Annotated in this window: 30 protein-coding genes; 15 read left to right on the top strand and 15 right to left on the bottom strand. The window is 58.0% G+C overall.

Features of this window, described 5'->3' with window-relative positions; translation table 11 throughout:
* Positions 1-107: 107 nt before the first annotated feature.
* The 6 genes from DHN60_RS09875 to DHN60_RS22930 are packed head-to-tail and all read right to left on the bottom strand — an operon-like array spanning position 108 to position 4,038.
* A complete protein-coding gene (locus DHN60_RS09875; protein WP_306415991.1) occupies positions 108-821 on the bottom strand; it encodes an N-acetylmuramoyl-L-alanine amidase in 714 nt (237 codons plus the stop codon).
* Complete coding sequence (locus DHN60_RS09880; protein WP_108837122.1) at positions 782-1,534, bottom strand: hypothetical protein; 753 nt, start codon at positions 1,532-1,534, stop codon at positions 782-784. The genes DHN60_RS09875 and DHN60_RS09880 overlap by 40 nt, the downstream gene beginning before the upstream one ends.
* Positions 1,535-1,571: 37 nt before the next feature.
* Positions 1,572-3,050, bottom strand: a complete 1,479-nt coding sequence (gene gatA, locus DHN60_RS09885) for an Asp-tRNA(Asn)/Glu-tRNA(Gln) amidotransferase subunit GatA (RefSeq protein ID WP_108837123.1) — start codon at positions 3,048-3,050, stop codon at positions 1,572-1,574.
* The gene (gene gatC / locus DHN60_RS09890; RefSeq protein ID WP_108837124.1) at positions 3,050-3,337 is read right to left on the bottom strand and encodes an Asp-tRNA(Asn)/Glu-tRNA(Gln) amidotransferase subunit GatC; all 288 of its coding nucleotides are present in this window, start codon (positions 3,335-3,337) and stop codon (positions 3,050-3,052) included. Before gatC ends, gatA begins: the two co-directional genes overlap by 1 nt.
* A gap of 32 nt (positions 3,338-3,369) precedes the next feature.
* Complete coding sequence (locus DHN60_RS22925) at positions 3,370-3,630, bottom strand: hypothetical protein (protein WP_306415992.1); 261 nt, start codon at positions 3,628-3,630, stop codon at positions 3,370-3,372.
* Positions 3,631-3,669: 39 nt separating this feature from the next.
* On the bottom strand, positions 3,670-4,038 hold the full coding sequence (locus tag DHN60_RS22930; RefSeq protein ID WP_306415993.1) for a ceramidase domain-containing protein: 369 nt from the start codon (positions 4,036-4,038) through the stop codon (positions 3,670-3,672).
* A 130-nt stretch (positions 4,039-4,168) separates the two neighbouring features.
* Here DHN60_RS22930 and DHN60_RS09900 point away from each other — a divergent pair, with 130 nt between their 5' ends.
* Both DHN60_RS09900 and DHN60_RS22970 read left to right on the top strand, forming a co-directional pair.
* The gene (locus DHN60_RS09900; RefSeq protein ID WP_108837125.1) at positions 4,169-4,861 is read left to right on the top strand and encodes a metal-dependent hydrolase; all 693 of its coding nucleotides are present in this window, start codon (positions 4,169-4,171) and stop codon (positions 4,859-4,861) included.
* Between the two features lie 209 nt (positions 4,862-5,070).
* Positions 5,071-5,283: a hypothetical protein gene (locus tag DHN60_RS22970; RefSeq protein WP_159089165.1), complete on the top strand. Its 213-nt coding sequence runs from the start codon at positions 5,071-5,073 to the stop codon at positions 5,281-5,283.
* A gap of 43 nt (positions 5,284-5,326) precedes the next feature.
* Here DHN60_RS22970 and DHN60_RS22635 read toward each other — a convergent pair whose 3' ends face one another.
* The 3 genes from DHN60_RS22635 to DHN60_RS09915 form a co-directional block, all read right to left on the bottom strand.
* On the bottom strand, positions 5,327-5,530 hold the full coding sequence (locus DHN60_RS22635) for a hypothetical protein (protein WP_234423596.1): 204 nt from the start codon (positions 5,528-5,530) through the stop codon (positions 5,327-5,329).
* Positions 5,527-5,712: an SgcJ/EcaC family oxidoreductase gene (locus tag DHN60_RS22640; RefSeq protein ID WP_234423597.1), complete on the bottom strand. Its 186-nt coding sequence runs from the start codon at positions 5,710-5,712 to the stop codon at positions 5,527-5,529. Before DHN60_RS22640 ends, DHN60_RS22635 begins: the two co-directional genes overlap by 4 nt.
* A gap of 64 nt (positions 5,713-5,776) precedes the next feature.
* Complete coding sequence (locus DHN60_RS09915) at positions 5,777-6,226, bottom strand: nucleoside deaminase (RefSeq protein ID WP_108837127.1); 450 nt, start codon at positions 6,224-6,226, stop codon at positions 5,777-5,779.
* Positions 6,227-6,281: 55 nt separating this feature from the next.
* Here DHN60_RS09915 and DHN60_RS09920 point away from each other — a divergent pair, with 55 nt between their 5' ends.
* The 5 genes from DHN60_RS09920 (at position 6,282) to DHN60_RS09940 (ending at position 11,547) form a co-directional block, all read left to right on the top strand.
* A complete protein-coding gene (locus tag DHN60_RS09920) occupies positions 6,282-7,079 on the top strand; it encodes a pseudouridine synthase (RefSeq protein ID WP_108837293.1) in 798 nt (265 codons plus the stop codon).
* 254 nt (positions 7,080-7,333) lie between these two features.
* Entirely contained in the window at positions 7,334-8,233 is a 900-nt protein-coding gene (locus DHN60_RS09925; RefSeq protein WP_108837128.1) for a 5-bromo-4-chloroindolyl phosphate hydrolysis family protein, read from the top strand.
* 22 nt (positions 8,234-8,255) lie between these two features.
* The gene (locus DHN60_RS09930; protein WP_108837129.1) at positions 8,256-9,452 is read left to right on the top strand and encodes a toxic anion resistance protein; all 1,197 of its coding nucleotides are present in this window, start codon (positions 8,256-8,258) and stop codon (positions 9,450-9,452) included.
* A gap of 9 nt (positions 9,453-9,461) precedes the next feature.
* Entirely contained in the window at positions 9,462-10,415 is a 954-nt protein-coding gene (locus DHN60_RS09935; protein WP_108837130.1) for a DUF2927 domain-containing protein, read from the top strand.
* Between the two features lie 22 nt (positions 10,416-10,437).
* Positions 10,438-11,547, top strand: a complete 1,110-nt coding sequence (locus tag DHN60_RS09940; RefSeq protein WP_108837131.1) for an SPFH domain-containing protein — start codon at positions 10,438-10,440, stop codon at positions 11,545-11,547.
* Between the two features lie 11 nt (positions 11,548-11,558).
* Here DHN60_RS09940 and DHN60_RS09945 read toward each other — a convergent pair whose 3' ends face one another.
* From DHN60_RS09945 to DHN60_RS09965, 5 genes are all read right to left on the bottom strand, one after another.
* Entirely contained in the window at positions 11,559-12,842 is a 1,284-nt protein-coding gene (locus DHN60_RS09945; RefSeq protein WP_108837132.1) for a TRAP transporter large permease, read from the bottom strand.
* A gap of 9 nt (positions 12,843-12,851) precedes the next feature.
* Positions 12,852-13,379 carry a TRAP transporter small permease gene (locus tag DHN60_RS09950; RefSeq protein WP_108837133.1) on the bottom strand — a complete coding sequence of 176 codons (528 nt, stop codon included), beginning with the start codon at positions 13,377-13,379 and terminating at the stop codon, positions 12,852-12,854.
* 79 nt (positions 13,380-13,458) lie between these two features.
* A complete protein-coding gene (locus tag DHN60_RS09955; RefSeq protein WP_108837134.1) occupies positions 13,459-14,439 on the bottom strand; it encodes a TRAP transporter substrate-binding protein in 981 nt (326 codons plus the stop codon).
* A gap of 188 nt (positions 14,440-14,627) precedes the next feature.
* On the bottom strand, positions 14,628-15,143 hold the full coding sequence (locus DHN60_RS09960) for a peroxiredoxin (RefSeq protein ID WP_108837135.1): 516 nt from the start codon (positions 15,141-15,143) through the stop codon (positions 14,628-14,630).
* Between the two features lie 24 nt (positions 15,144-15,167).
* The gene (locus DHN60_RS09965) at positions 15,168-15,869 is read right to left on the bottom strand and encodes a GntR family transcriptional regulator (RefSeq protein ID WP_108837136.1); all 702 of its coding nucleotides are present in this window, start codon (positions 15,867-15,869) and stop codon (positions 15,168-15,170) included.
* A 193-nt stretch (positions 15,870-16,062) separates the two neighbouring features.
* Here DHN60_RS09965 and DHN60_RS09970 point away from each other — a divergent pair, with 193 nt between their 5' ends.
* From DHN60_RS09970 to DHN60_RS10000, 7 genes are all read left to right on the top strand, one after another.
* Positions 16,063-16,806: an SDR family NAD(P)-dependent oxidoreductase gene (locus tag DHN60_RS09970; protein WP_108837137.1), complete on the top strand. Its 744-nt coding sequence runs from the start codon at positions 16,063-16,065 to the stop codon at positions 16,804-16,806.
* A 21-nt stretch (positions 16,807-16,827) separates the two neighbouring features.
* Entirely contained in the window at positions 16,828-17,139 is a 312-nt protein-coding gene (locus DHN60_RS09975; protein ID WP_108837138.1) for a cupin domain-containing protein, read from the top strand.
* A gap of 317 nt (positions 17,140-17,456) precedes the next feature.
* Positions 17,457-17,870, top strand: a complete 414-nt coding sequence (locus tag DHN60_RS09980) for a hypothetical protein (RefSeq protein WP_159089166.1) — start codon at positions 17,457-17,459, stop codon at positions 17,868-17,870.
* Positions 17,867-18,988: a TFIIB-type zinc finger domain-containing protein gene (locus DHN60_RS09985; RefSeq protein WP_108837140.1), complete on the top strand. Its 1,122-nt coding sequence runs from the start codon at positions 17,867-17,869 to the stop codon at positions 18,986-18,988. Before DHN60_RS09980 ends, DHN60_RS09985 begins: the two co-directional genes overlap by 4 nt.
* Complete coding sequence (locus DHN60_RS09990; protein WP_108837141.1) at positions 18,985-19,659, top strand: nitroreductase; 675 nt, start codon at positions 18,985-18,987, stop codon at positions 19,657-19,659. The genes DHN60_RS09985 and DHN60_RS09990 overlap by 4 nt, the downstream gene beginning before the upstream one ends.
* Positions 19,656-20,102: a D-aminoacyl-tRNA deacylase gene (gene dtd / locus DHN60_RS09995; RefSeq protein WP_108837142.1), complete on the top strand. Its 447-nt coding sequence runs from the start codon at positions 19,656-19,658 to the stop codon at positions 20,100-20,102. Before DHN60_RS09990 ends, dtd begins: the two co-directional genes overlap by 4 nt.
* Before the next feature lie 169 nt (positions 20,103-20,271).
* Positions 20,272-20,805: a J domain-containing protein gene (locus tag DHN60_RS10000; protein WP_108837143.1), complete on the top strand. Its 534-nt coding sequence runs from the start codon at positions 20,272-20,274 to the stop codon at positions 20,803-20,805.
* Positions 20,806-20,890: 85 nt separating this feature from the next.
* Here the strand turns inward: DHN60_RS10000 and DHN60_RS10005 are convergent, their stop codons facing one another.
* Positions 20,891-22,276, bottom strand: coding sequence for a mechanosensitive ion channel domain-containing protein (locus tag DHN60_RS10005; RefSeq protein WP_234423598.1), 1,386 nt, complete (start codon positions 22,274-22,276; stop codon positions 20,891-20,893).
* On the opposite strand from DHN60_RS10005, the gene DHN60_RS22645 reads away from it, so the two are divergent.
* Positions 22,269-22,457 (top strand): hypothetical protein, encoded by a 189-nt coding sequence (locus DHN60_RS22645; RefSeq protein WP_234423599.1) that lies wholly within the window; start codon positions 22,269-22,271, stop codon positions 22,455-22,457. The genes DHN60_RS10005 and DHN60_RS22645 overlap by 8 nt on opposite strands.
* Positions 22,458-22,761 lie beyond the last annotated feature (304 nt).

Consider the following 22,761-nt stretch of genomic DNA (forward strand, 5'->3'; position numbering starts at 1 on the left):
GCATACGCGGGGCCCGTGGGTCGCGTCAATAGGTACCTGTGCGTTTGCTGTAGATGCCGAGGCCTCCGGCGGTGGTATTTTTCGTCAGAAGAAATCGGGGATCGCGATCAGGTCCAGAGCGCGGTGGGGCCTATGGGGGCGAAATCCTCAGGCTCCAGTAGGCCTGATTTGAACGATCGGTATCTCAGGCGGACCGCAGCCAGAAGTGTTTCGGCGTCCGCATCCGCTGTATAGCCCGCGTCTCGCGCAAACGTCGCGAAATCCTCGAGAGAGAGATCTGTTGGCCCTGGCCCAGTCCCACGCTTCCCTGCCAGCCCATGCTCCTCCAACCGCGCCCAGTCAAACCATGGGCCGGGATCGAATTTGCGCCCCGGCGCCATGTCCGAATGCCCAATCACGTTCTGCGGCGGAATGTTCCAACCTGCCAGAATCCGGGTCAGTAGCGTCTCGAGGCTATGCATGAGCGGTGCGGCAAAGGCTCCCTGCCCATCATTGTCGAGCTCAATCCCGATGGAGCGGGAGTTGATATCGCGCAGCCCCTTCCATTCGCCTGCACCCGCATGCCAGGCCCGCATCCCTTCGCTGACCAGCTGTGTCACGCGGCCCGTTTTACAGATCACGTAATGCGCTGACACCTCGTATGCCGGATCAGAAAGTCGCTCAATTGCGGCCTCCGCACTGGCCATGGCCGTATAGTGCAGCACAACAAAGTGAGGGCTCAGCCCATCCCGCCGCGGGCCGCAATTTGGCGATGGATGTTGGTGGATCTCCACCGTCCCGCTCAGCCGCCGGAGACGCGCCGGAACGGGGCCGGGTCCCACCCGCAGGCATAGCCATCACCATCCGGATCCAGCGCCTTCCGGTCGCGTTCGGGGCCACCAAAGGAAAGAAAATCGATCTGCGCCTCATCGGCAGAGTTATATTGCGCGCAATTGCGCTGCGTGCGCGAAGCTGACGCGATGTTTGTCCGACGGTGCACTTTTGTGCCGCGGGGATGCGATGTTTCCAGGGCGTATTGCACCACATTGGGTTGCGCGTTGCCGCGGCGTGTCGGCAGCGCCGTGGGTTGGATCACTTCGTATTGCGAGCGATTGGACGCAATACGCGCGGCATCACTTTCAATGGATTGGCGCGACGCAACAGCGTCAAAGTTGTTTTCATCCGAAATGCCGGGATTGTTCAGGATCACCGGAGCCGAATTTGAAGGGCTGGCGTTGACCACCGCCTGCCCGGAGTTGGCGCGCGCGGCATCTGCGTCGTTCTGACGAGCCACTTGCGCCAATTCTGCATCCAGCCCGGCCGGGTCGCTGACAGCGCGGATTGTGCCCGCGCTCTGTGGTGCGGATGTCGTACCGACGATGGCTGTTCCGGACAATTCCGCGTCACGTGCCTGTCGCGCAGCCAAGCTTTCGGGACTGTCAAAACCCACGCCACGCCCAGTGTTGACAACGCCTGCACCACTATCGGGAACGGCGGGCTGACACGCAGCCAACGCGCTAAAGGCCAACAAGATCAGGAGGTATCGGATCGTCATCTCTGCTCAACCCTTTTTGGGTGCTGTTTTGCGACCCCTACCACCATTTTTCCGGTTTTGCTACAAATCCGGCCCGCGCCTCAAGAGCGTAAGCGGTGTTCAGCAAATCGCCCTCTTCCCATGGCCGGCCGATCAATTGCAGACCCAAAGGCAACCCCTGAGCGTCCTGCCCGGCGGGCACCGCAATTCCGGGCAGTCCGGCCATGTTGACAGTGACCGTAAAGACGTCGTTGAGATACATTTCGACCGGATCATCAGACGCCTCGCCCAGACCAAAGGCCGCGGACGGGGTGGCCGGTGTCAGGATCGCGTCGATCCCTTGGGCAAACACATCCTCAAAGTCTTTTTTGATCAACGTACGCACGCGCCGGGCGCGGTTGTAATAGGCGTCGTAAAAACCAGCAGATAGCACATAGGTCCCGATCATCACCCGACGCTGCACTTCGGCACCAAAGCCTTCGGCACGTGTTTTTTCATACATCTCAGTGATGCCATCGCCTTGATCCAGACGCGCGCGGTGCCCATAACGCACACCGTCATAACGGGCGAGGTTTGACGAGGCCTCGGCAGGTGCGATCACATAATACGCCGGCAGCGCGTATTTCGTGTGGGGCAGCGAGATGTCGACAATCTCAGCGCCCGCGTCACGCAGCATCGCGGTGCCATTGGCCCACAGCGCCTCGATCTCGTCCGGCATACCATCCATCCGATACTCCTTAGGAATACCGATCTTCTTGCCCTTGATGTCGCCGGTCAGCATCGCCTCGAAATTCGGCACTGGCAGGTCGGCAGAAGTCGAGTCCTTCGGATCGTGGCTGCACATCGCCTCAAGCATAATGGCTGCATCACGCACCGATTTCGTCATCGGACCCGCCTGATCGAGAGAAGAGGCAAAGGCCACAACACCCCAGCGCGAACACCGCCCATACGTAGGCTTGATACCAGTGATGCCGACAAAGGCCGCTGGCTGGCGGATGGACCCGCCTGTGTCGGTGCCAGTGGCGGCCAGACACAAATCTGCGGCCACAGCGCTCGCCGAGCCGCCGGACGACCCGCCAGGTGTCAGCTGACGGCTGTCGACTTTCCACGGGTTCACAGCATTGCCATACACGCTGGTCTCGTTGGACGACCCCATGGCGAATTCGTCCATGTTGAGCTTGCCCAACATAACCGCGCCAGAATCAAACAAGTTCTGGCTGACCGTGCTTTCGTATTGGGGCAGAAAGCCTTCAAGAATGCGCGATCCAGCCTGGGACGGCACACCTTTGGTACAAAACAGGTCTTTGATCCCGATGGGCAGACCACACATCGCCGGCGCGTCGCCGGCCTTGATGCGGGCATCTGCGGCTGCGGCTTGCGTGCGCGCAATCTCAGGCGTGTGGTGGACAAAGGCGTTGAGCGCCCCTGCCCCGTCAATCGCGCTCAAACACGCGTCCGTCAGTTCGACCGACGTGACATCCCCGGCACGCAACGCATCACGCGCCTCGGCCAGTCCCAGTTTGTTCAGATCACCCATTACTCAACCACCTTCGGCACAGCAAAAAATCCTTCGCGCGCATCGGGCGCATTGGTAAGAATGGCCTCTTGCTGGCTGCCATCTGTCACAATATCTTCGCGGCGTTTCAGTCGTTGCGGGGTCACAGATGTCATCGGCTCGACACCGTCCACATCAACCTCGCTCAACTGCTCGATAAAGCCGAGGATCGTGTTGAACTCAACCGCGAGGGCCGGCAGGCGCTCAGGCTCGACTTTGATGCGGGCAAGTTTTGCCACGCGGGCCGCAGTGCTTTCGTCGATGGACATCAGGAAACCCTTCGATTCTCAGTCGCCACGCTTTAGCGTGCGCGTTCCACGCCTTCAAGAGGATGGGCGCGGATATGGCGCACATAGACTTCGATCATCCATCCCAGCATCAGCGCATTGAGCAAATGCCAGGCAAAATGGGTGCCTACAAGCAGGCGATCGCACAAAGCGTCATCAATAGACCGGAATGTCAGAGACAGCATCAATATGCCGACCCCGATCAGCAACCCGCGGGCAAGTTTCGGATACCGGCGCCACAGTAAAACAGCATAGATGGCAATCAACACCGGCACGGGAATGTAACCTGCTGATACCCCCAAAACAGGCAAGTTTTACCAAATGGGCACCGTCAGAACCGCGTAGGGGATGAACGCTGCAGCGCCCAACGCCGCCATCCACCATGGCATCCGCCAAACGTCCCTGTTCACCGCAAAGATATAAAGCAGGATGTAGCCAAGAATCGGCGCGACATCGGCAACCGCCGCCCAGACCTGCGCATGAGTGTGAAACAGATAGCTCCCCACCCCAATCACAGCCAACACAACGCACAAGGCACGGGCCAGCGGCACACCCGCACTGCGCCGCCACATCACAAAAGCGGCCACCATAAATGCGGCATTGGTCACCGCATTGACCGGCTCCGCCCAATAGGACGCATCCAACCGCTCACAATACCCATCAATCTCGCGCAACAATTCCATACGCTCTCCAAGCCCGCGCAAACCTATGCATTGCGCGTCCCCCAGCTTCTCTGATTTAAAAAAATCCCCGCCGGAGGCTCCCGAAATTTCAAACCCGCGCTAAGGTAGGCCAATTCAAGGAGACATCGACATGAACATCATCTGGCTCGGCCATGGCAGCTTTCGGATCGAAATCGGGGATCAGGTGCTGCTGATCGATCCGTGGATCAACGGCAACCCAATGCTGCCCGAGGGGCAAGGCGATGCGGCCGTCAAAGGGGCCACGCATATCCTGATCACCCACGGCCATTTCGATCATACCGCTGATGTGGTCGAGATCTCCAAAACCACTGGCGCGCCCGTCTCAGCAGTCTACGAACTTGGCAAACATCTGCATGGGTTAGGGGCGATCGAGGGTCACGCCTTTGGCAAAGGTGGCACGATCACACTTGGCGATGTGACCGCCACGCTGGTGCCTGCCTCGCATTCGTCCTCGATCGACGTGGACGGACGCGGGGTCTATATGGGCGCGGAATGCGGGTTCATCCTCAAGGGCGAAGGCAAAGTGATCTACCTGTCGGGCGACACCGACATCATGGCCGACATGGAATGGATCGGTGATTTGTACAAACCAGACATCGGAATTCTGTCTGCAGGCGGGTATTTTACCATGGACATGGCAGGAGCCGCCTATGCTGCAAAGCGGTACTTTAACTTCTCAACAGTCATACCCTGCCACTACCGCACCTTCCCGCTGCTGGAGCAGAGCGCAGACGTCCTCAAAGACGGCTTGCCGGGGGTCAGCGTGACCGAACCTGAAGTGCTGCAAGCGATCACCCTGTGAACAGAATGCACCACCGCTTTACGGCCTCGCTGGAAGTCGCGGCCGTCACAGTGCGTCGGATCAAAACCTAAGGCGCGCGCAATGCATATTCTGTAGTCAAGCTTTTCTCCTGCTCTGACGCCGTTAGCCACATCGGATCAGACGACGGGGAATTCTTTTAAGGGGAAGAACCACGTCTGCGCATTCGCATCGGACTGCATACAGATGATGTGATCGAAGCGGGCGATGATTTCTTTGGCACCGTGGTCAACAAGGCCGCGCGCGTTGCTACCGCCGCGGAACCAGACGAAATTCTTGCATCCGACGCCACCCGCGTCATGATTGGCGGCGCTCAGGACTTTATCTTTGGTGACAGTACCCAAGTGCAGTTAAAAGGATTTGAGGGCTGCCAAATGGTAAACGGCCTGACATGGCAGACATGATCCACCCCGCCCCCTGAAATCGCCAACATCCAATAGCGCTGAACTAGCCACCAGCCACTTGCCGGGCATAGTCGTCAGCATCAAACCACCCCCGCGAGGACTTGACCTTTCCCTCGGCGTCCATGTCCCACTCTTCCCAGCCTTTGACACTAAGCGGGTTGCCGGTACCTGCGTCATGACCTGTAAAGGTCCAGACAAAGATCACATGGGCGCCCGCCGGGCGCACCTCGTCACAGGTCAGGGTCAAATCGACACGTCAGAGTAAAACCCAGCCGCCATCTCAGCGACGCGGTCCTGCCCGGCCCACGGCTCGCCCCGGTTGATCACGATCACGCCGTCCTTGGCATAGAACGAAGCCACAGCCTCAGGAGATTTGGAATTCCACGCGGCGGTGTAATCGGCGGCGATTTGTTCAATGCTATATGACATGGGGGCGAACCTTTGGGTTGGTTTGAAATGTACCTCTACCCTGCCGCGAAGATGCGCGCGCTGTCTAGCGTTTGGCGGCAAAGAAGTCGCGCAGCAATGCTTCGGCCTCTGTTGCCGCGATCCCGTCGTAAATCTGTGGCACATGATGGCTTTGCGGGTGCGCGAACACGCGCGCGCCCTGCGCGACCCCACCCGACTTTGGATCTGATGCTGCGTAATAAAGACGTTCGATCCGCGCCGCTGCGATGGCGGCGGCGCACATCGCACAAGGCTCGAGCGTCACATACAAAGAATGGCCGCCCAGACGCTCTGACCCCGCAGCGGCGCAGGCGCTGCGTATCGCCAGCATCTCGGCATGGGCAGTTGGGTCGCTCAGTTCGCGCGTGCGGTTCCCGGCACGGGCCACAACCTCACCTGCGGGCGACACAATTACCGCCCCCACAGGCACCTCATCGCGCCCACCCGCGCTGCGCGCTTCTTCCAGCGCTATGTCCATGAATGAGCGAAACTCCATGCCCTCACCTGCCACGTCCCTTGCGAGCAGCGCAAGCCATCGCTATGGCCTGTTCATGACTGACACCCCTCCAAAAGGCGATCGCATCGCCAAGGTTCTGGCCCGTGCCGGACTTGCATCGCGCCGTGGCGCAGAAACCATCATCGCCGCTGGCCGCGTTTCGGTGAATGGCAAACAGATCGACAGCCCCGCGCTGAACGTCACCCCGGACGACCGCATCACGGTGGACGGCAAAGCCTTGCAAGAACCCGAACCCGAGCGCATGTGGCTTTATCACAAGCCCGTTGGTCTTGTGACATCGGACGCGGATGAAAAAGGACGGCGCACCATTTACGACGCCTTGCCCGAAGACATGCCGCGCGTGATGTCCATTGGACGGCTCGACATCAATTCCGAAGGGCTTTTGCTGCTCACCAATGACGGCGGGATCAAACGCAAACTTGAACTGCCTTCCACTGGTTGGATGCGGCGTTACCGCGTCCGGATCAACGGGCGACCCACCGACCCCGATCTTGAGCCTTTGCGCAAAGGGATCACAGTCGAGGGCGAGCGATTCCAGCCGATGCAGATCACCCTTGATCGCCAACAAGGGGCAAACGCCTGGCTGACCGTGGGCCTGCGCGAAGGCAAGAACCGCGAAATCCGCCGCGCCATGGACAGCATTGGGCTTACCGTAAACCGGCTGATCCGCATCAGCTATGGGCCCTTCCAATTGGGCGAGTTGAAGGCTGGTGAAGTCGAAGAGGTACGTCGCAAGATCGTACGCGACCAACTTGGGATCGAAGCCATCGATCAGACAGGTACGGCCAAACCCAGTCCCAAAAGACCGGTGCGCAAGCGCAAACCGCGCTAAATCTGCCAAAACGCATACAGAACTCCCCTTTGCGTCCCAATCTCACTGTCATACCTGATTGCAACAAAGGTGGCAGAGCGCTGCGTACGGGTCTGCACGGCCCTAGTGCTGTAGATGCAAAACACATATAGTCGAGACATCCATTGGGTCGGGGGATTTTGATGCAACCAACTGCGTTTCAAAAAATAGCATATGCGGCTCTGATTGCGCTGATGTTCGGCGTGACCACCGGCCTGATCGGGGGGCTTTGACGCATGGCCCAGCGCTTTGGTGGAAAATACAGTCCCGATGGCACCACGGATGCCCCTGCATCGCAAGACCGCAGCGCCTATCAGGGCGCGCAGGTCAATCCGGTTGGCGCACGCGCCAATATCCTGTTCGTCCCTGCGATACCCATGGTGTTTCTTGCGCTGAATGATGGTGCCGTAAATCTGGCGCTGGCCCTTGTCGCAGCAGGCATTCTGACCCTTGCCGCCTGGCTCTTGCGCGGCGGTCTGGTTGCCGAAGCAGCCTACGTCTCGCGTAAAGTAGCACGCCGCCCAGCCATCCCGCGCAAGCTGTTTTCCTCTGTCCTGACGGGTATCGGCATTGCCATGGCAGCGTATCGGAATGAACCCGGTCTGGTTGCCCCCATCCTGTTTGGTGTCGCCGCCAGCGGTCTGCATCTGGCCGCCTTCGGGATCGACCCTTTGCAAGACAAGGGGATGGAAGGCATCGATACATTCCAACAAGACCGCGTTGCCCGCGTCGTAGACGAGGCTGAAACCCATCTCGCCGCAATGACCGATGCGATGAAACGTGCCGAAGATCGCCAGATGGCCCTGAAGCTCGAAAAATTCCAGGCCACTGCCTGCGACCTGATCCGCACAGTCGAAGAAGATCCGCGCGACCTGACAGCGGCGCGCAAGTATCTTGGCGTCTATCTGATGGGCGCGCGCGATGCGACGATCAAGTTTGCGGACATCTATTCTCGCACCCGCGACACTCAAGCCCGCGCCGACTACAGCGATCTGCTGGATGATCTGAGCGACAACTTTGCCGCGCGCACCCGCAAGCTGCTGGTCGACGACCGCAGCGATCTGAACATCGAAATCGACGTGTTGCGAGACCGATTGCAACGCGAAGGGGTACGCACCCCAACAAACGATATTTAATTAAGGAACAAGGTACCCCAACATGTCTGACACCGTCCGCCAAAAGGCCGAAGCCACCCTTGCCGCAGTCGAAGAAGTGACTGCAGTTGTCCTTCCCGAACCCAAAGATGCAGGGGCCATCGTGCCACTGGCCGAGGCCGACGCGCCTGTGGGCAGCGAAATCCGCGCCCGCATGGACGAGATTGATATGGGTGATACCAATTCCATCGTCTCGTTCGGGTCTGCAGCACAAGCCGAGTTGCAGGAAATCTCTCAGGCGATGCTAACGGACGTGCGCAACAAAGATGTGGGGCCGGCAGGCGATAGCTTGCGCGGGATCGTCACCACGATCCGCGGCTTCTCGATCTCAGAACTTGATGTGCGCCGCGACCGGTCATGGTGGGAAAAGCTGATCGGACGCGCAGCACCCTTCGCCAAATTCACGGCTAAGTTTGAAACAGTCCAAGCCCAGATCGATAAGATCACCGACAACCTGCTGGAACACGAGCACACGCTGCTCAAAGACATCAAATCCCTCGATCTGCTCTATGAAAAGACGCTCCAGTTCTATGATGAACTCGCGCTGTACATTGCCGCGGGCGAGGAAAAGATCAAAGAACTGGATGAAACCACTATCCCCGCCAAGGAAAAAGATGTCGAAGCCGCCGCCGAAGCCGACAAGGTCATGGTGGCGCAAGAACTGCGCGACCTGCGTGCCGCGCGTGACGATCTGGAACGCCGGGTGCATGACCTCAAACTGACCCGTCAGGTGACAATGCAGTCACTGCCTTCGATCCGTCTGGTTCAGGAAAACGACAAGTCGCTTGTTACCAAAATCAACTCGACCCTCGTCAACACCGTGCCTCTCTGGGAAACCCAACTGGCCCAAGCCGTCACCATCCAGCGCAGCGCCGAAGCCGCAGCCGCTGTGCGTGACGCCAATGACCTGACGAACGAGCTTCTGACCTCAAACGCGGCCAACCTGCGTGAAAGCAACAAAGCGATCCGCACCGAAATGGATCGGGGCGTTTTCGACATCGAAGCGGTCAAAAAGGCTAATGCCGATCTGATCGGGACGATCGAGGACAGCCTCAAAATCGCCGACGAAGGCAAAGCCAAACGCGCTGCCGCCGAAGAGGACCTCAAGAAGATGGAAGCCGAATTGCGCGACACCCTGGCCTCTGCCAAGTCGCGCAAGGACGGGGTCGGCGACACGGCTGGCACGGCCGTTCCCAGCTGATCAAAACGCATGACTTGGGTTCGGATCACAGGGGGAGTATGGCGTGGCCTTGCTGCGCTTACTCTTCTTGCGGCCTGTGACATGCCGCCCGCAGACTCGGCACTGAACCCACAGGCAAGCCCCGCCTCTGCCGGCCTCGCAGACCCAATCCCGCAACGCGCCACGTCCGAGCGTAGCGCGACCCTGCGCCAATACCTCACACAAGTGCAATCAAGCCAGCTGACCTCAGGTCTGCTGCGTCAGGATGGCGGCGGGCCGGACACGCCGTTCACGGCCGACATGCTGGCGCGCAACTTTGAACAGATCGTGTTCTTTAACGAATACGGGCGCAATGGCGCTCCGCGCGGTGGACCAAGCGATTTGCGGCGCTGGTCTGGGCCAGTGCGCATCGGGATTGCCTTTGGTCCATCTGTCCCCCCAAGCCAGCGGATGCAGGACCGCGCAGACGTGCGCGCGTTCGCGGCTCGCTTGGCACGCAGCACCGGGCACCCGGTGTCGACCGCTGGCACGCCCAATTTCATGGTGGTCTTTGCCAGCGAAGATGACCGCGCCGAAACCTTGAACAAAATTGCCCCTCGCCTGCCTGGCGTGACCCAAGCCAATCTTGCTCCCCTGCGCGACCTGCCCGATGATGCCTATTGCGCGGTGGCCGCTTATGCCAGTGGCGCCGAACGCACCACGTACACGGCCGCCGTTGCGGTCATCCGGGCTGAAAACCCAGACCTTTTGCGACTCTCTTGCATTCACGAGGAACTGGCCCAGGGGCTGGGATTGGCCAATGACAGCCCCAATGCACGCCCTTCCATCTTTAATGATGACGATGAGTTTGCACTGCTGACCAACCATGACGACGCCCTTCTGGGCATGCTCTATGACGCCCGCCTTGCCCCCGGCATGGCACTTGATACCGCGCGCCCGATTGTGCGCATTCTTGCCCGCGAGGCCGTCCAAGGCCCGCTCTGATCCCGACCAAAGGAGACCCCACATGGGTATTTTCGACTTCCTCTCCGGTGAATTCATCGATGTCATCCACTGGGTGGACGACACCCGCGACACCATGGTTTGGCGCTTCGAACGCGAAGGGCACGAAATCAAATACGGAGCCAAGCTGACAGTCCGCGAAGGGCAAGCCGCTGTGTTCGTGCACGAGGGGCAGCTGGCAGACGTCTTCACCCCTGGTCTCTACATGCTTGAAACCAACAACATGCCAATCATGACGACGTTGCAGCATTGGGATCACGGTTTCAAAAGCCCCTTCAAGTCCGAGATCTATTTCGTCAACACGACCCGCTTTAATGATCTCAAGTGGGGCACAAAAAACCCGATCATCTGTCGTGACCCAGAATTCGGTCCGGTTCGCCTGCGTGCTTTCGGGACCTATTCGGTCAAGGTCGCGGACCCGGCCAAGTTCCTTGTTGAAATCGTCGGTACGGACGGCGAATTCACCATGGACGAGATCAGCTTTCAAATCCGCAATATCATCGTGCAGGAAATGTCACGCTCGCTTGCCAAATCCGGCATCCCGGTTCTCGACATGGCCGCCAACACGCGCGAGTTGGGGCAAATCGTGGCCAAGGAAATCTCGGCCCTGATCGCAGAGTATGGGCTGGTGATCCCCGAACTTTACATCGAAAACATATCGCTCCCCCCCGCCGTCGAGGCGGTGATGGACAAGCGTTCTTCGATGGGCGTGGTCGGGAACCTCAATAACTATATGCAGTTTCAGGCCGCTGAGGCGCTGGGGCGCGAAGGTGGTGGCGCAGGCGATGCGATGCAGGCCGGCCTTGGGGCTGCGATGGGTTTACAGATGGGCAACATGGCCGCCGGGCAAGGCCCTTGGGGTGCCCGGCCCTCGGCAGCTGGCAGCAACACACCGCCCCCGCCACCGGTCGAACACGTCTGGCACACCGCTGAAGGAGGCCAGACGAAGGGTCCGTTTTCCAAGGCGCGGATGGCGCGGATGGCCGCAGAAGGCGAACTCACGCGGGAGACCTATGTGTGGACTGCCGGGCAGGATGGCTGGCTTAAGGCCGAGGATGTGACCGAACTCGCACAACTCTTCACGATCCTGCCGCCCCCTCCACCGGGGGCGTGATGGAGTTGACGTTACCCGCCAATCAATGAGGGGAGCGTCAGCGAAATCGCCGGAACGAAGGTGATCAACATCAGTGCGGCAAAGATGGCGAGGTAAAAGGGCCAGATTGTGCGCACGGCCTTTTCCATCGGCAACTTGCCCACGGCGCATCCGACGAACAGACACGAGCCCACAGGCGGCGTGCACAGGCCCAGACCCAGATTGACCAGCAGGATCATCCCGAACTGGTAGGGGTCGACCCCAAGGGCGTTGGCCACAGGCAGAAAGATCGGCGTGCAGATCAGGATAAGGGCGGCCATGTCCATGATCATGCCCAAAATCAACAGGGCCACGTTGATCATCAACAGGATCAGGATTGGATTGTCGGTCAGCCCTGTGAGGAAGTCGACCGTCAGGTTGGGCACCCGGTAAAAAGTCAGCATGTAGGCAAAGGCCCCAGCGCAGGCGATCAGGATCATCACCATCGCCGTGGTGCGCACGGCCTGCGTTACAGCAAGGCGGAACTTGTCCACTGTGATGGAGCGATAGACCACAAGCGTGACGATGAAGGCATAGATCGCGCCAAACGCGCCGGACTCGGTGACCGTAAAGACACCCGACAATACGCCGCCCACGATGATAACGGCTGTCAGCAGACCTGGGATCGCACCAAAGAACGCCATGACCAGTGCGGTCCAGCCCGGGAACTTCTCGGCTTTATAGCCGCGTTTCACCGCCACAAGATAGGCCGCCAGCGCCAGACACAGGCACATCAGGATACCGGGCACGACACCGGCCAAAAACAGCTTTGAGATCGAAATGCCGCCGCCCGCCGCGATGGCAAAGATGATCATGTTATGGCTGGGCGGGATGATAATCCCTGCGATGGAGGATGTGACGGTGACGTTTACCGCATAATCTGCATCGTACCCCTTTTCCTTCATCACTGGCACAAGGATCGAACCAAGGGCCGAAATATCCGCGATGGCCGACCCCGAAATGCCGCCAAAGAGCATCGACGAGAACACGTTGACGATGCCAAGCCCGCCGCGCACCGCGCCTACAGCGGCCGAGGCAAAGCGCACCAAACGCATCGCAATGCCGCCGTGAAACATCAACTCGCCGGCGAAGATGAAGAACGGGATCGCCATCAGGGCAAAAACATTGATGCCCGATACAATCCGCTGAAACCCGATCATCAGCGGCAGCCCTTCATACCAGAAGGCGGCGATGGCCGAGATGCCAAGCGCAAAGGCCACTGGCGTGCCGATCACAACACACAAGGCAAAAACCCCAAGGAGTACCATTAGTCCCATATCAACCCCCTATTCGATGCTGTCGCGACGCTCATCCACACCAAGGTAAAGGCGGATAAGGTGACTGACGGAAAACAGCAGGATCAACCCGCCACTGATGGTTAAAGGGAGAGAGCGCAAACCCTCGGGCAATTGGATCAGCGGGATCAGCGAACCCCATTTGAAGATGGTGAGTTGCGCACCATACCACAGCATCAGCAGCCCAAACCCCGCCATAATCAGATCAGTGAGGACGACAAAAATGATGCGTACGCGTGTCGGCACTGCACTGCGCAGGATCGAGACAGACAGATGCGTGTTTTCATAAACACCTACGGCGGCACCGATGAAGGCGATGAACATCACAAGCAACAATGCGACCTGTTCGACCCAAGTGGGTGTCGCGTTCAAAACGTAGCGCCCGAAAACAAGCCAGCCAAAAATCACTGTCAGCACCACCAGTGCGATCCCGGTAAGGATGCGGCAGACCCAGGCAATCGTATCGAGGGTCGTGGTCATGCGGCGGATGGCGGGGGGCAGATCACTTGCGTCATGCATGGCTGTTCTCCGGTCAAAAAAAGCGCCCGGCCCCAAGAGATGCGGGGCCGGACGCCTTATTCTAATAGCAGATCCGGGCTTAGTCGGTGGCCTGGATCAACTCGACCAAGGGGCGCAAATCCGGGTTGGATTCAAATGCGGCCTCATAGACCGGGCCCATTGCAGCTTGGAACGGTGCCTTGTCTGCCACTTCGTTGACAACGACGCCTGCCGCTTCAACCGCTTCGCGGCTTGCAGCCTCACGTGCGGCCCACAGATCACGCTGCATCAGCGCAGATTCTTGTGCCGCTTCGGTCACTGCCGCCTGCATGTCAGCAGACAGACCCGCGAACGTGTCGGCATTGATGCAGATACACTCAGGGATGATCAGGTGCTGGGACAGCGAATAGAAGCCCGCAACCTCAAAGTGGCCGGTGGATTCGTAGGAAGGCCAGTTGTTTTCTGCACCGTCCACAACGCCGGTTTTCAGGGCTTGGTAGACTTCGGCAAAGGCCATTGGAGAAGCGTTGCCGCCCATTTCGTTGATCATACCGGTGAACAGGTCGTTGTTCATGACCCGCACCTTCATGCCAACAACATCGGCAGGCGTGTTGATCGCCTTTTCGCCGTTGTAGAACGACCGGGCGCCGGCGTCATACCATGCCAGTGGCAGCAGTCCTTTTTCGGCCATGCCAGCGGCGATGGCTGCGCCACCTTCACTGTCCAGCACGCGGAACATGTGAGGGACGTCCTTGAAGATGAACGGCAGGGATACGACGTTGGCCGCAGGCACAATCGGGCCGATGGGGCCAAGGTTGAAGTTGCCGATTTCCAGACCGCCCAGACGGACCTGCTCGACCGCGTCAGGCTGGCTGCCCAGTGTGCCGCCGTGGAACATCTGCAGCGTGATTTCGCCACCTGTCTTTTCAGCAACAAGCTCTGCGAATTTGTCCATCGCGACGGTGTTTGGATATCCGTCCACGTGGATGTTCCAACCGCGCCAGTTTTCGGCAAAAGCGGCTGTGCTAAGCACGCTGACGGCGACAGCACCGATCAGTGATTTTGTAAGTGTGTTGAACATAGTGTCCTCCCGGTTTGAGTTTTGAACTCTGTTTTGACCTTGGTCTTTCCATGTACGGGCAGGCAGATCCTCCGAACTGCGATGCCCTGAATTGACCTCGGTTTTCTTCCTCGCCCCCAAAAGAAGACTAGTATACTAGATTTGTCAACTGCGAATATTCCCCACAAAACCGCAGAAAATGGGCCCGTCTAAGCAGTGCCACGCACGGGGCGATTGTTCTCAATGTTAAAGATCATGCCGTCCAGCAGCTCTTCCAAATCAGGACGTGCCGCCGGGCCGTTGGAGATATCGACCAGCATTAACGTGCCGTCGGGCCGGATACCAAAGGCACCGGGTTCAGCAAAACGCGTAGACGTTTCTGCCTCTGACAGTGGGTCAGAAACGTACAGACCCAGCGCGCGCATCTCCAGCTCGCTCAGTCCATAGCACAGATCGAAATCCCAGCTAAACTCTGCCTTGTCCGCCTGCGCCTTCTCTGCCGTGTCCGCAGATACCACGACCACGTCCATGACCGCCTGCCACGCAGGCAGCACTGCATTCAGTTTGTTCAGGAACCGCTTGCAACGCGGACAGTGTTTGCCGCGATAGACAAAAAGCATCGTCCAGCGGTCTTTGGCATGACCAACCGAAACGGTGTCTCCGGACGTGGTGGACCAGGACATCTCATCAATGGGAGCGCCGACTCGGGGTTTGGAGTTGGTCATAGCAATACCTTTAGCGTCTGTGCCCTACTTAGTCGGGGGTGTTTCGGGTTCGAAGTAGTTGGCGTTGGTTGCCGATATCTGCTCGATCGTTTTGTCCAGTCGGGACAAATGAAGCATGCCACACTTTATGGCCTCAGCCGCATCATGGCGTTTGATCGCTTCGGCCATACTCCGATGATCCTCAACCAGCTCCGGCAGTCGATCGACTTTTTCCAGGCTCAGTGTGCACAATCGGTCAACTTTGGATTTTTCAGCCATGATCACGTCAAATGCAAATTCCGCTTGTGCGATTCGACACAGAGTCTCGTGAAATTCATAATCCAGCTTGCCGAACGTATCATCGTCACCAGCGGCGATCATCTGATCCTGTCTGGCAAGGGCGGCGTCTAGTTCTGCGGCTCCTTGCGCGTCGCATCGCTCAGCGGCAAGGCGCAGCACTTCTTTTTCGACGGAGGCACGGACAAAGCGTGACTTGACGATCTCGCGGGATGAAAACCGTTTCACTTCGGTGGCGCGCTGGGGGCGGATCAACAAAAGGTTGCGGGTGGCAAGACGGCTGAACGCATCACGGACCGGTTGGCGAGATACACCAAACTGTGCAGCGATGTCGGCTTCGGAAATCTTGTCGCCGGGGCGCAGCCGCAACGACAAAATCTCATCATGGAGATAATCGAATATGTCATCCACGCTTGTGCGGCGTTCGTTGAAATTTGTCACTTGCACCATCGCGCGCTCTCCCCTTTGGGTCGTTCCATCGCCTTTTAACGAAACGCAGGCAAAAACAACAACCTTGACCCGCTCTATGAACCCCGCCTGACACTGGCGTGCCTTTGTTGGGGATCAATATGAACAGTTCGGACTGGTATACCAGTTATTTAACTAGTATACCAGCCTAGACACATACAAAGAGGAACAGCACATGAAACTTGCAGGGCAAACGGCAATCATCACCGGTGGCGGGCGCGATATTGGACAAGCCGCGGCACTGAAGCTGGCCGCTGAAGGCGCACGGGTTGCGATTAACTATTTTTCCAGCAGCGAAGGTGCCGATGCTGCCGTTGAGCGCATAACGTCCGAAGGCGGGCAGGCTTTTGCGCTTAAGGGCGATCTGACCAAGCAAGAGGATGTCGATGCCCTTGTTTCCAAGACCGTGGCCGAGTTCGGCAGCATTGACGTTCTGGTCAATAATGCAGGTGGCCTGATCGCACGCAAGACGATTGCGGACATGCCGCTCGATCACTGGAACGCTGTGATGGACTTGAACCTGACCAGCACCTTTTTGATGACCAAAACGTGCCTTGAACACATGAAAACCGGTACAATCGTGAACCTTGCCAGCCAGGCAGGTCGTGATGGCGGCGGCCCCGGCGCCGTGGCCTACGCCACGTCCAAGGGGGCCGTAATGACCATGACCCGCGCTCTGGCCAAAGAACTTGGTCCGGACATCCGGGTCAACGCGCTGTGCCCTGGCATGATCGACACCGACTTTCACAACGTTCACACGCCGGATGCAGGTCGCCGCGGCTTTGAGGCCGCTGCCCCCGTCAAACGACAGGGCAACACTGATGACACCGCCAATCTGATTCTGTTCCTGGCCTGTAACGACTCGGCCTTTGTCACTGGCACAAACATCGATATCAACGGCGGAATGCTGTTCTCCTGACCTACCGGAAAGGTTTCATACATGTCTGATTTTCCAATCGTCTCTACGGGCGAAAACGTGTCCCGACAGGTCCTGTCAGACCATCCAGAACTGATGGTCGTCGTCTTTCGGTTTGATGCAGCGGGGGCCGAAGGAGCGCTGCACAATCACCCGCATGTCCAATCTACCTATGTAGAAAGCGGGCGGTTCCGGTTCACTTTGGGTGAAGAAACACGCGAGGTAGGCCCGGGCGACAGCTTTGTCGTGCCTTCGGATCAAACCCACGGGTGCGTATGCTTGGAACCGGGCCAGTTGGTGGATTGCTTTACCCCACGCCGCGACGACTTTCTCTGAGCGTGCCGGATTTACACTCCGCATGCCGGGCAGGACGCGCATAATCGCCCTGCCCGGCATTCGTTTGAGGGAACGGGCGCGGCGATCTTGACACGCGCGCACCCATACCACTCTTCCTTGGGTGACTTTTCTGCACCCCAGCCTATTTCCCGCGTGTACCCGGCATACGGCCATCAAGTGGCTGCACAAGTACTTTTTAGCTGTACGCAGATCAGAGCGACGGCCATTCATTATGGCCATGGATGCCTGACCCGGCTACACCTGAAGAAACAGACTCGACGCGCCCGATACGGCCACTTCGCAAAGGACGCAAACCCATGCGCCGCAATGCCACAATCACACTCCACTGGCTGAACTTTGCGCTGGTCATTTTGCTGGTGGCAGGCGGCCTAGTCCCGTTCCTGGTATGGGCCTTCGCGCTCAGTGGACTTGCCATCTGGGCGATTGAGATCGTGCGCGGCATGACGAGCGGTCCCGGCCTCAAGCTTCAGGGCGTATTGCGCGCTGCTCACCCGTGGCTGAGTTTGGGAATGTACCTAGGCGCGATAGCCGCAATCACCATATGGGTTCTGTTGGGCGGTAACTGGGGCGGGCCGCGTCTTTTCGAACTCTATTTCTTTATGCTCTCCGCCTTGTCTCTGCTTGCCATCTTCCACCTGTGGCGGCACACGGCGCTGCGTGGCGAAAACCTGCGTCGGATCACACCCACAACACTGCATTGCATGCTATGACCGACCTGCCAGACCTTTCCAACGCGACACCACCCGCCGATCATCGGTTCCCCTGCGACAATTGCGGGGCCGATTTCCGTTTTGACCCCGCCGCTGGTACTCTGACCTGCGATCACTGCGGTAACACCAGCACCATCGAAGGAACGCGCGACGCCGCACCGACGGCGATCCACGAACTTGATTACCGCGCGGCCCTGAACGCGAACTTGCCCGACACGGAAATCGAAGAAACTCGCGTCTCCAAATGCCCCAACTGCGCAGCGCAAGTTGAATTTGATGCCAACATCCACGCAGCCGAATGTCCGTTCTGTGCCACACCCGTGGTCACCGACACAGGCGCGCACCGCCACATAAAGCCACGCGGCGTCCTGCCCTTTGCAATGAGCGAACCAAACGCCCGCAAGGCGATGACCGACTGGCTCGGCCGCCTGTGGTTTGCGCCAAACGGGCTAAAAGACTATGCGCGCAAGGGTCGGACGATGCAGGGCATTTACGTTCCGTACTGGACCTTCGATGCAGACACGCGCAGCGCCTATGCTGGCGAGCGCGGCACCGTCTACTATGAAACCCAGACAGTCGTACGGGACGGCAAGCGCAGTCAGGTGCGCGTGGCCAAGGTCCGCTGGCAGCGAACGCGGGGCAAAGTCGCGCGGTTCTTTGACGACGTGCTTGTGCTTGCCTCCACCTCTCTTCCTAAGCATTTCACCGACGCGCTGGAACCATGGGATCTGAGCGCGCTGCAACCCTACGCCCCCGAATTCCTCGCGGGTTTCCGGGCGGAAGGCTATTCAGTAGAACTGGATGAGGGATTTGCCGAGGCACGCGTGCGGATGGACAATATCATTGCCCGCGACATCCGCTTTGACATCGGTGGGGACCGCCAGCGCATTCATTCGGTCGATACCAAAATCGGGGAGGTCACGTTCAAACATATCCTGCTTCCCGTTTGGCTTGCCGCCTACAAATACCGGGGCAAAACCTATCGATTTGTGGTGAACGGGCGCACAGGCCGAGTACAGGGCGAGCGGCCCTACTCGACCGGTAAAATCCTGCTTGCTGTTCTCGTCGGGGCGCTTGTAGCCGGGGCCATCGGCTTTTCCATGGCGATGCAACAATGAACGACTACGACACCTTGCTGGACCTGTTGCAAGCGCGCTTTTCCTGCCGGGCGTTCCTGTCGGCCCCCGTACCTCAGGACGACATCGCCAAAATCGTTGCCGCGGCACGCCACGTCCCAAGTTGGTGCAACGCTCAGCCGTGGCAGTTGATCATTACGCAAGGGGCCGCAACAGACACTTTCCGCACGGCACTTTTTGAAACCGCCAGCAAAACGCCTCCATCGCCCGATCTTCCATGGCCTGAAGGCTACCCCGGCATCTATGGGGACAGGCGACGGGCTTGCGGGTTCCAGCTTTATGAGGCTGTGGGGATAGAAAAAGGCGACCGGGCGGCATCAGGCGCTCAAATGATGGAGAACTACAACCTCTTCGGCGCACCCCACGTGGCGATCGTGACGGCGCCGCGTGCCCTTGGCCCTTACGGGGCAATGGACACCGGCGGCTTTGTCACCGCCTTCTGCCTTGCGGCACAATCGCTGGGGGTTGCCACCATCCCCCAAGCGGCCATCGCCGCACAGGCCCCCTTTGTGCGCGACCACTTCAACGTCCCAGAGGACAAGATGATCCTCTGCGCCATCTCATTTGGCTATGCGGACCCAGACCATCCCGCCAACGGCTTCCGCACAGAACGGGCTGAGCTTGATGACATCATCGATTGGCGCAACACATGAGAGCATTACTGCAGCGCGTGAGCGAAGCGCGTGTCGATGTTGCGGGGCAAACCGTGGGCCAGAGTAGCGCTGGCCTCCTGATCTTCGTTTGCGCCATGCCCGGCGACGACACCGGCACCGCCGAGTCTCTTGCCTTGAAAATCTCCAAGCTGCGCCTGTTCAAGGACGAGGCAGGCAAGATGAACCTGTCAATCTTGCAAACCGGAGGCAGCGCACTGGTGGTCAGCCAGTTTACTCTGGCGGCAGATACCTCGCGCGGGAACCGCCCCGGTTTCTCCGGTGCAGCAGGACCTGCCGAGGCAGAGATGCTCTACCTCCACTTCGCGCAGTCTTTGAGCAATCTCGGGATTGAAACCGAAACAGGCACCTTTGGCGCCGATATGGCCGTGTCCTTGGTCAATGATGGTCCCGTTACGATCTGGCTGGATACAAACGCCGCCTGATCAAACGTTTGTGCGTAAACGCCCGTGTGTCGCACAGCCTGATCTTAACCATGTGTTTAGAAACAGCCTTTCGCGGCATTTGATCAGAATTTATCACTCATTTTACTTGTTTTGATCCGAATGTGCCGGGGGTGGCACATGTGGATGATATCGTGAAAAAGGTGATCTCGTGGCCAAACTTACATCTGAAATGCGGATTGCTTTCCAATGCCTTGGGGTTTGTCCCGGCGCAGATCAAAGGGCAATCCGATCCGCGTGGAAAAAGATGGTCCGCACGTATCACCCGGACAAATACAAGAACGACAAGGCAGAAGGAAACCGGCGTCTGGCCGAATTGAATGCCGCCTTTGATCTGGTCTGTGACTGGTCACCCGAGGGGGATGAGACGATCGATCACGCAGCGCAAAACCGCAACTCAGCCTATCAAGCGGCGCAGTCACGCAAAGCTGCCACCGAATACGCCGCCGTCCAACGCAAGAAACAGACCAGCCTCAAGGCACAGGCACGTCACCAGCAGCGTCTGGACGAAGCCGCCGCGCGCAAACGAGCGTCCGAGCTGGATCGCGAAGAGGCATTGAGACGTGCGACCGCACAATCCGCCAAAGACGCGAACAGGTCACAAACAAGGCCAAAAGATAAATTCCTTGCTGCTTTGAACCAACTGACAACCCGGCCCACCAATCGGTTTTCATTTTCGCTTTAAGTGGCGTGGGCCTAAATATGTCCCAGTGCAGGATGCTCTCGCTCTCAAGGCTCCTTACACGCTGATTGGCAGAGCGAAACCATGCTTACGACCTTACATGGTGCAGTTCACCACTCCAGTCCTCCGTCGGTATCTTGGGATCAGTGGGATCGGCTTCGTACGAAGGTGTCATGATCTGCACACCGTTTTCATTGAAAACATCCAGGATATTTTCGTGCAAATCCGACAAGATTCTAGGCCTGCTTGCTCCTCGGCTACTGTATGCATTGATCTGATAATTGACAGCATAGTCCGCCAGACCCGTGCACAAAACAAAGGGATGCGGGCTTTTCTTCAGCCCTTCTGTCCGACGCGACGCCTCGATCAACATGGCTTTTACCTTCTCCTTGGGTTCTTCATAGCCAATTCCGACGGTGGTATATAACAACAGGCCGCTGCCATCGATTTTGCGCGTAAAGTTAACGACTTCGGAATTCAGCAGCTGTGAATTCGGAATGCTGATCATCTCATTCTTCGTTGATTTAATGAGGGTTTCCATCAGCTTGATATCCACAACGTCGCCAACCCGATCCCCCACTTCGATCCTGTCTCCCACATTGGTGCTGCGCCGATAGATCACAAAGAGGCCTGCCATCATATTGCTGACAACTGTGTTGGAGCCGAGAGACACCATAATCCCGGCGAGTATCGTCAAACCTTGGAACACGACGGAATCCGAGCCGGGGATGAACGGATACGAAAACACCAGAGCGATGAGGATGACCATAACACGGGCTAGGTAGAACGTCGGCCCAATCCAATGCGGTTCAAAGTCCTTCAACGTGAAAGTGCCGGCTTCCAAATTGTCGAAGAACAGTTTTAACGCATTCAGCGCATATCGCGTCACAATGGCGATAATCGTCAGGGTAATCAGATTGGGAAGCTGATCTACGAACCCCTGAAATATCCCCATAAGCGGTGCAGACACATACGTCAAAAGCGCTTCTGCAAATGGACGGGTTTCCGCAAACGCAAGCAGTACGAAGGTCAAGTAGTAGTAAAGAACGACGAGATAAAAGACCCATAGCAAGACTTTGACACCGAACTTCGCCAGATTGGCCAGTGCTTTGCCGCGGACAACGGCGCCCGTTGCTTGTTCCAGCCCCTGAAATCTCCGACGGACCAATGTCGCAACCATTTCGCCCGCTTTATCTTTCGATCGAAAGAACAGAACTGACAGTATGACGAAACCGATGCTCCAGCCCAGCGCAGACACAGCACTTTCAACCCGGGCATCCGTTGACCGTTCTGAACGATAAGCGAGTATCGCATCCACGATTGCTTCGGCCTGAAGCCCCGCAAGTACGTCAATATCGATCTGTTCGAGTTTCGCATCCGCGAGCGTTGTGATCGTTATCATATTGCCGCCGATAGAAATCTGTCGACCAAACTGAACATCTTCAATTGACGGCTGTATTTTTTCCTTGCTCACTGACCGGGCCGCCAGCCGTATCCGGTCCTCGATCCTGTTTGCACGCTCAGTTGCAGGCAGAACGGATGTGCCTCTGACCAAAAAGAGTTTTTCGTTTTCGAATGTGACCGGTGCCGCAAGGATACCGTCTTGGAGCACGGACGTTGCCAAGTCCGTGCTGGAATTGACCGATGGCTCCTGAGCGGATGAAAACGAAGACAAAATGCAGAACACCACAAAGGACAAGGCCGCAATCCCATTACGTCTCATCCAATGACCAATTCTGTTCATAGCCGCACTCCCATAGATTCTTTTTGCTTGGACGACCCTTGCACAGGAGGTTCAACCGCGAAAGTACGCGCGGCGGCGAGATGTTCGTTGAACCCAGAATGGTTTGGCCCGTCACACTTTCACAAGGCAAGGTAACTTCAGGCATAGGATCAGTATGGGCGTTGAGTTGGTCAGCGCATTAAACCCGTGAGATGCACCGTTATTTTCGGGCAAGC

Source organism: Tateyamaria sp. Alg231-49 (assembly GCF_900143535.1).
Lineage (GTDB): Bacteria > Pseudomonadota > Alphaproteobacteria > Rhodobacterales > Rhodobacteraceae > Tateyamaria.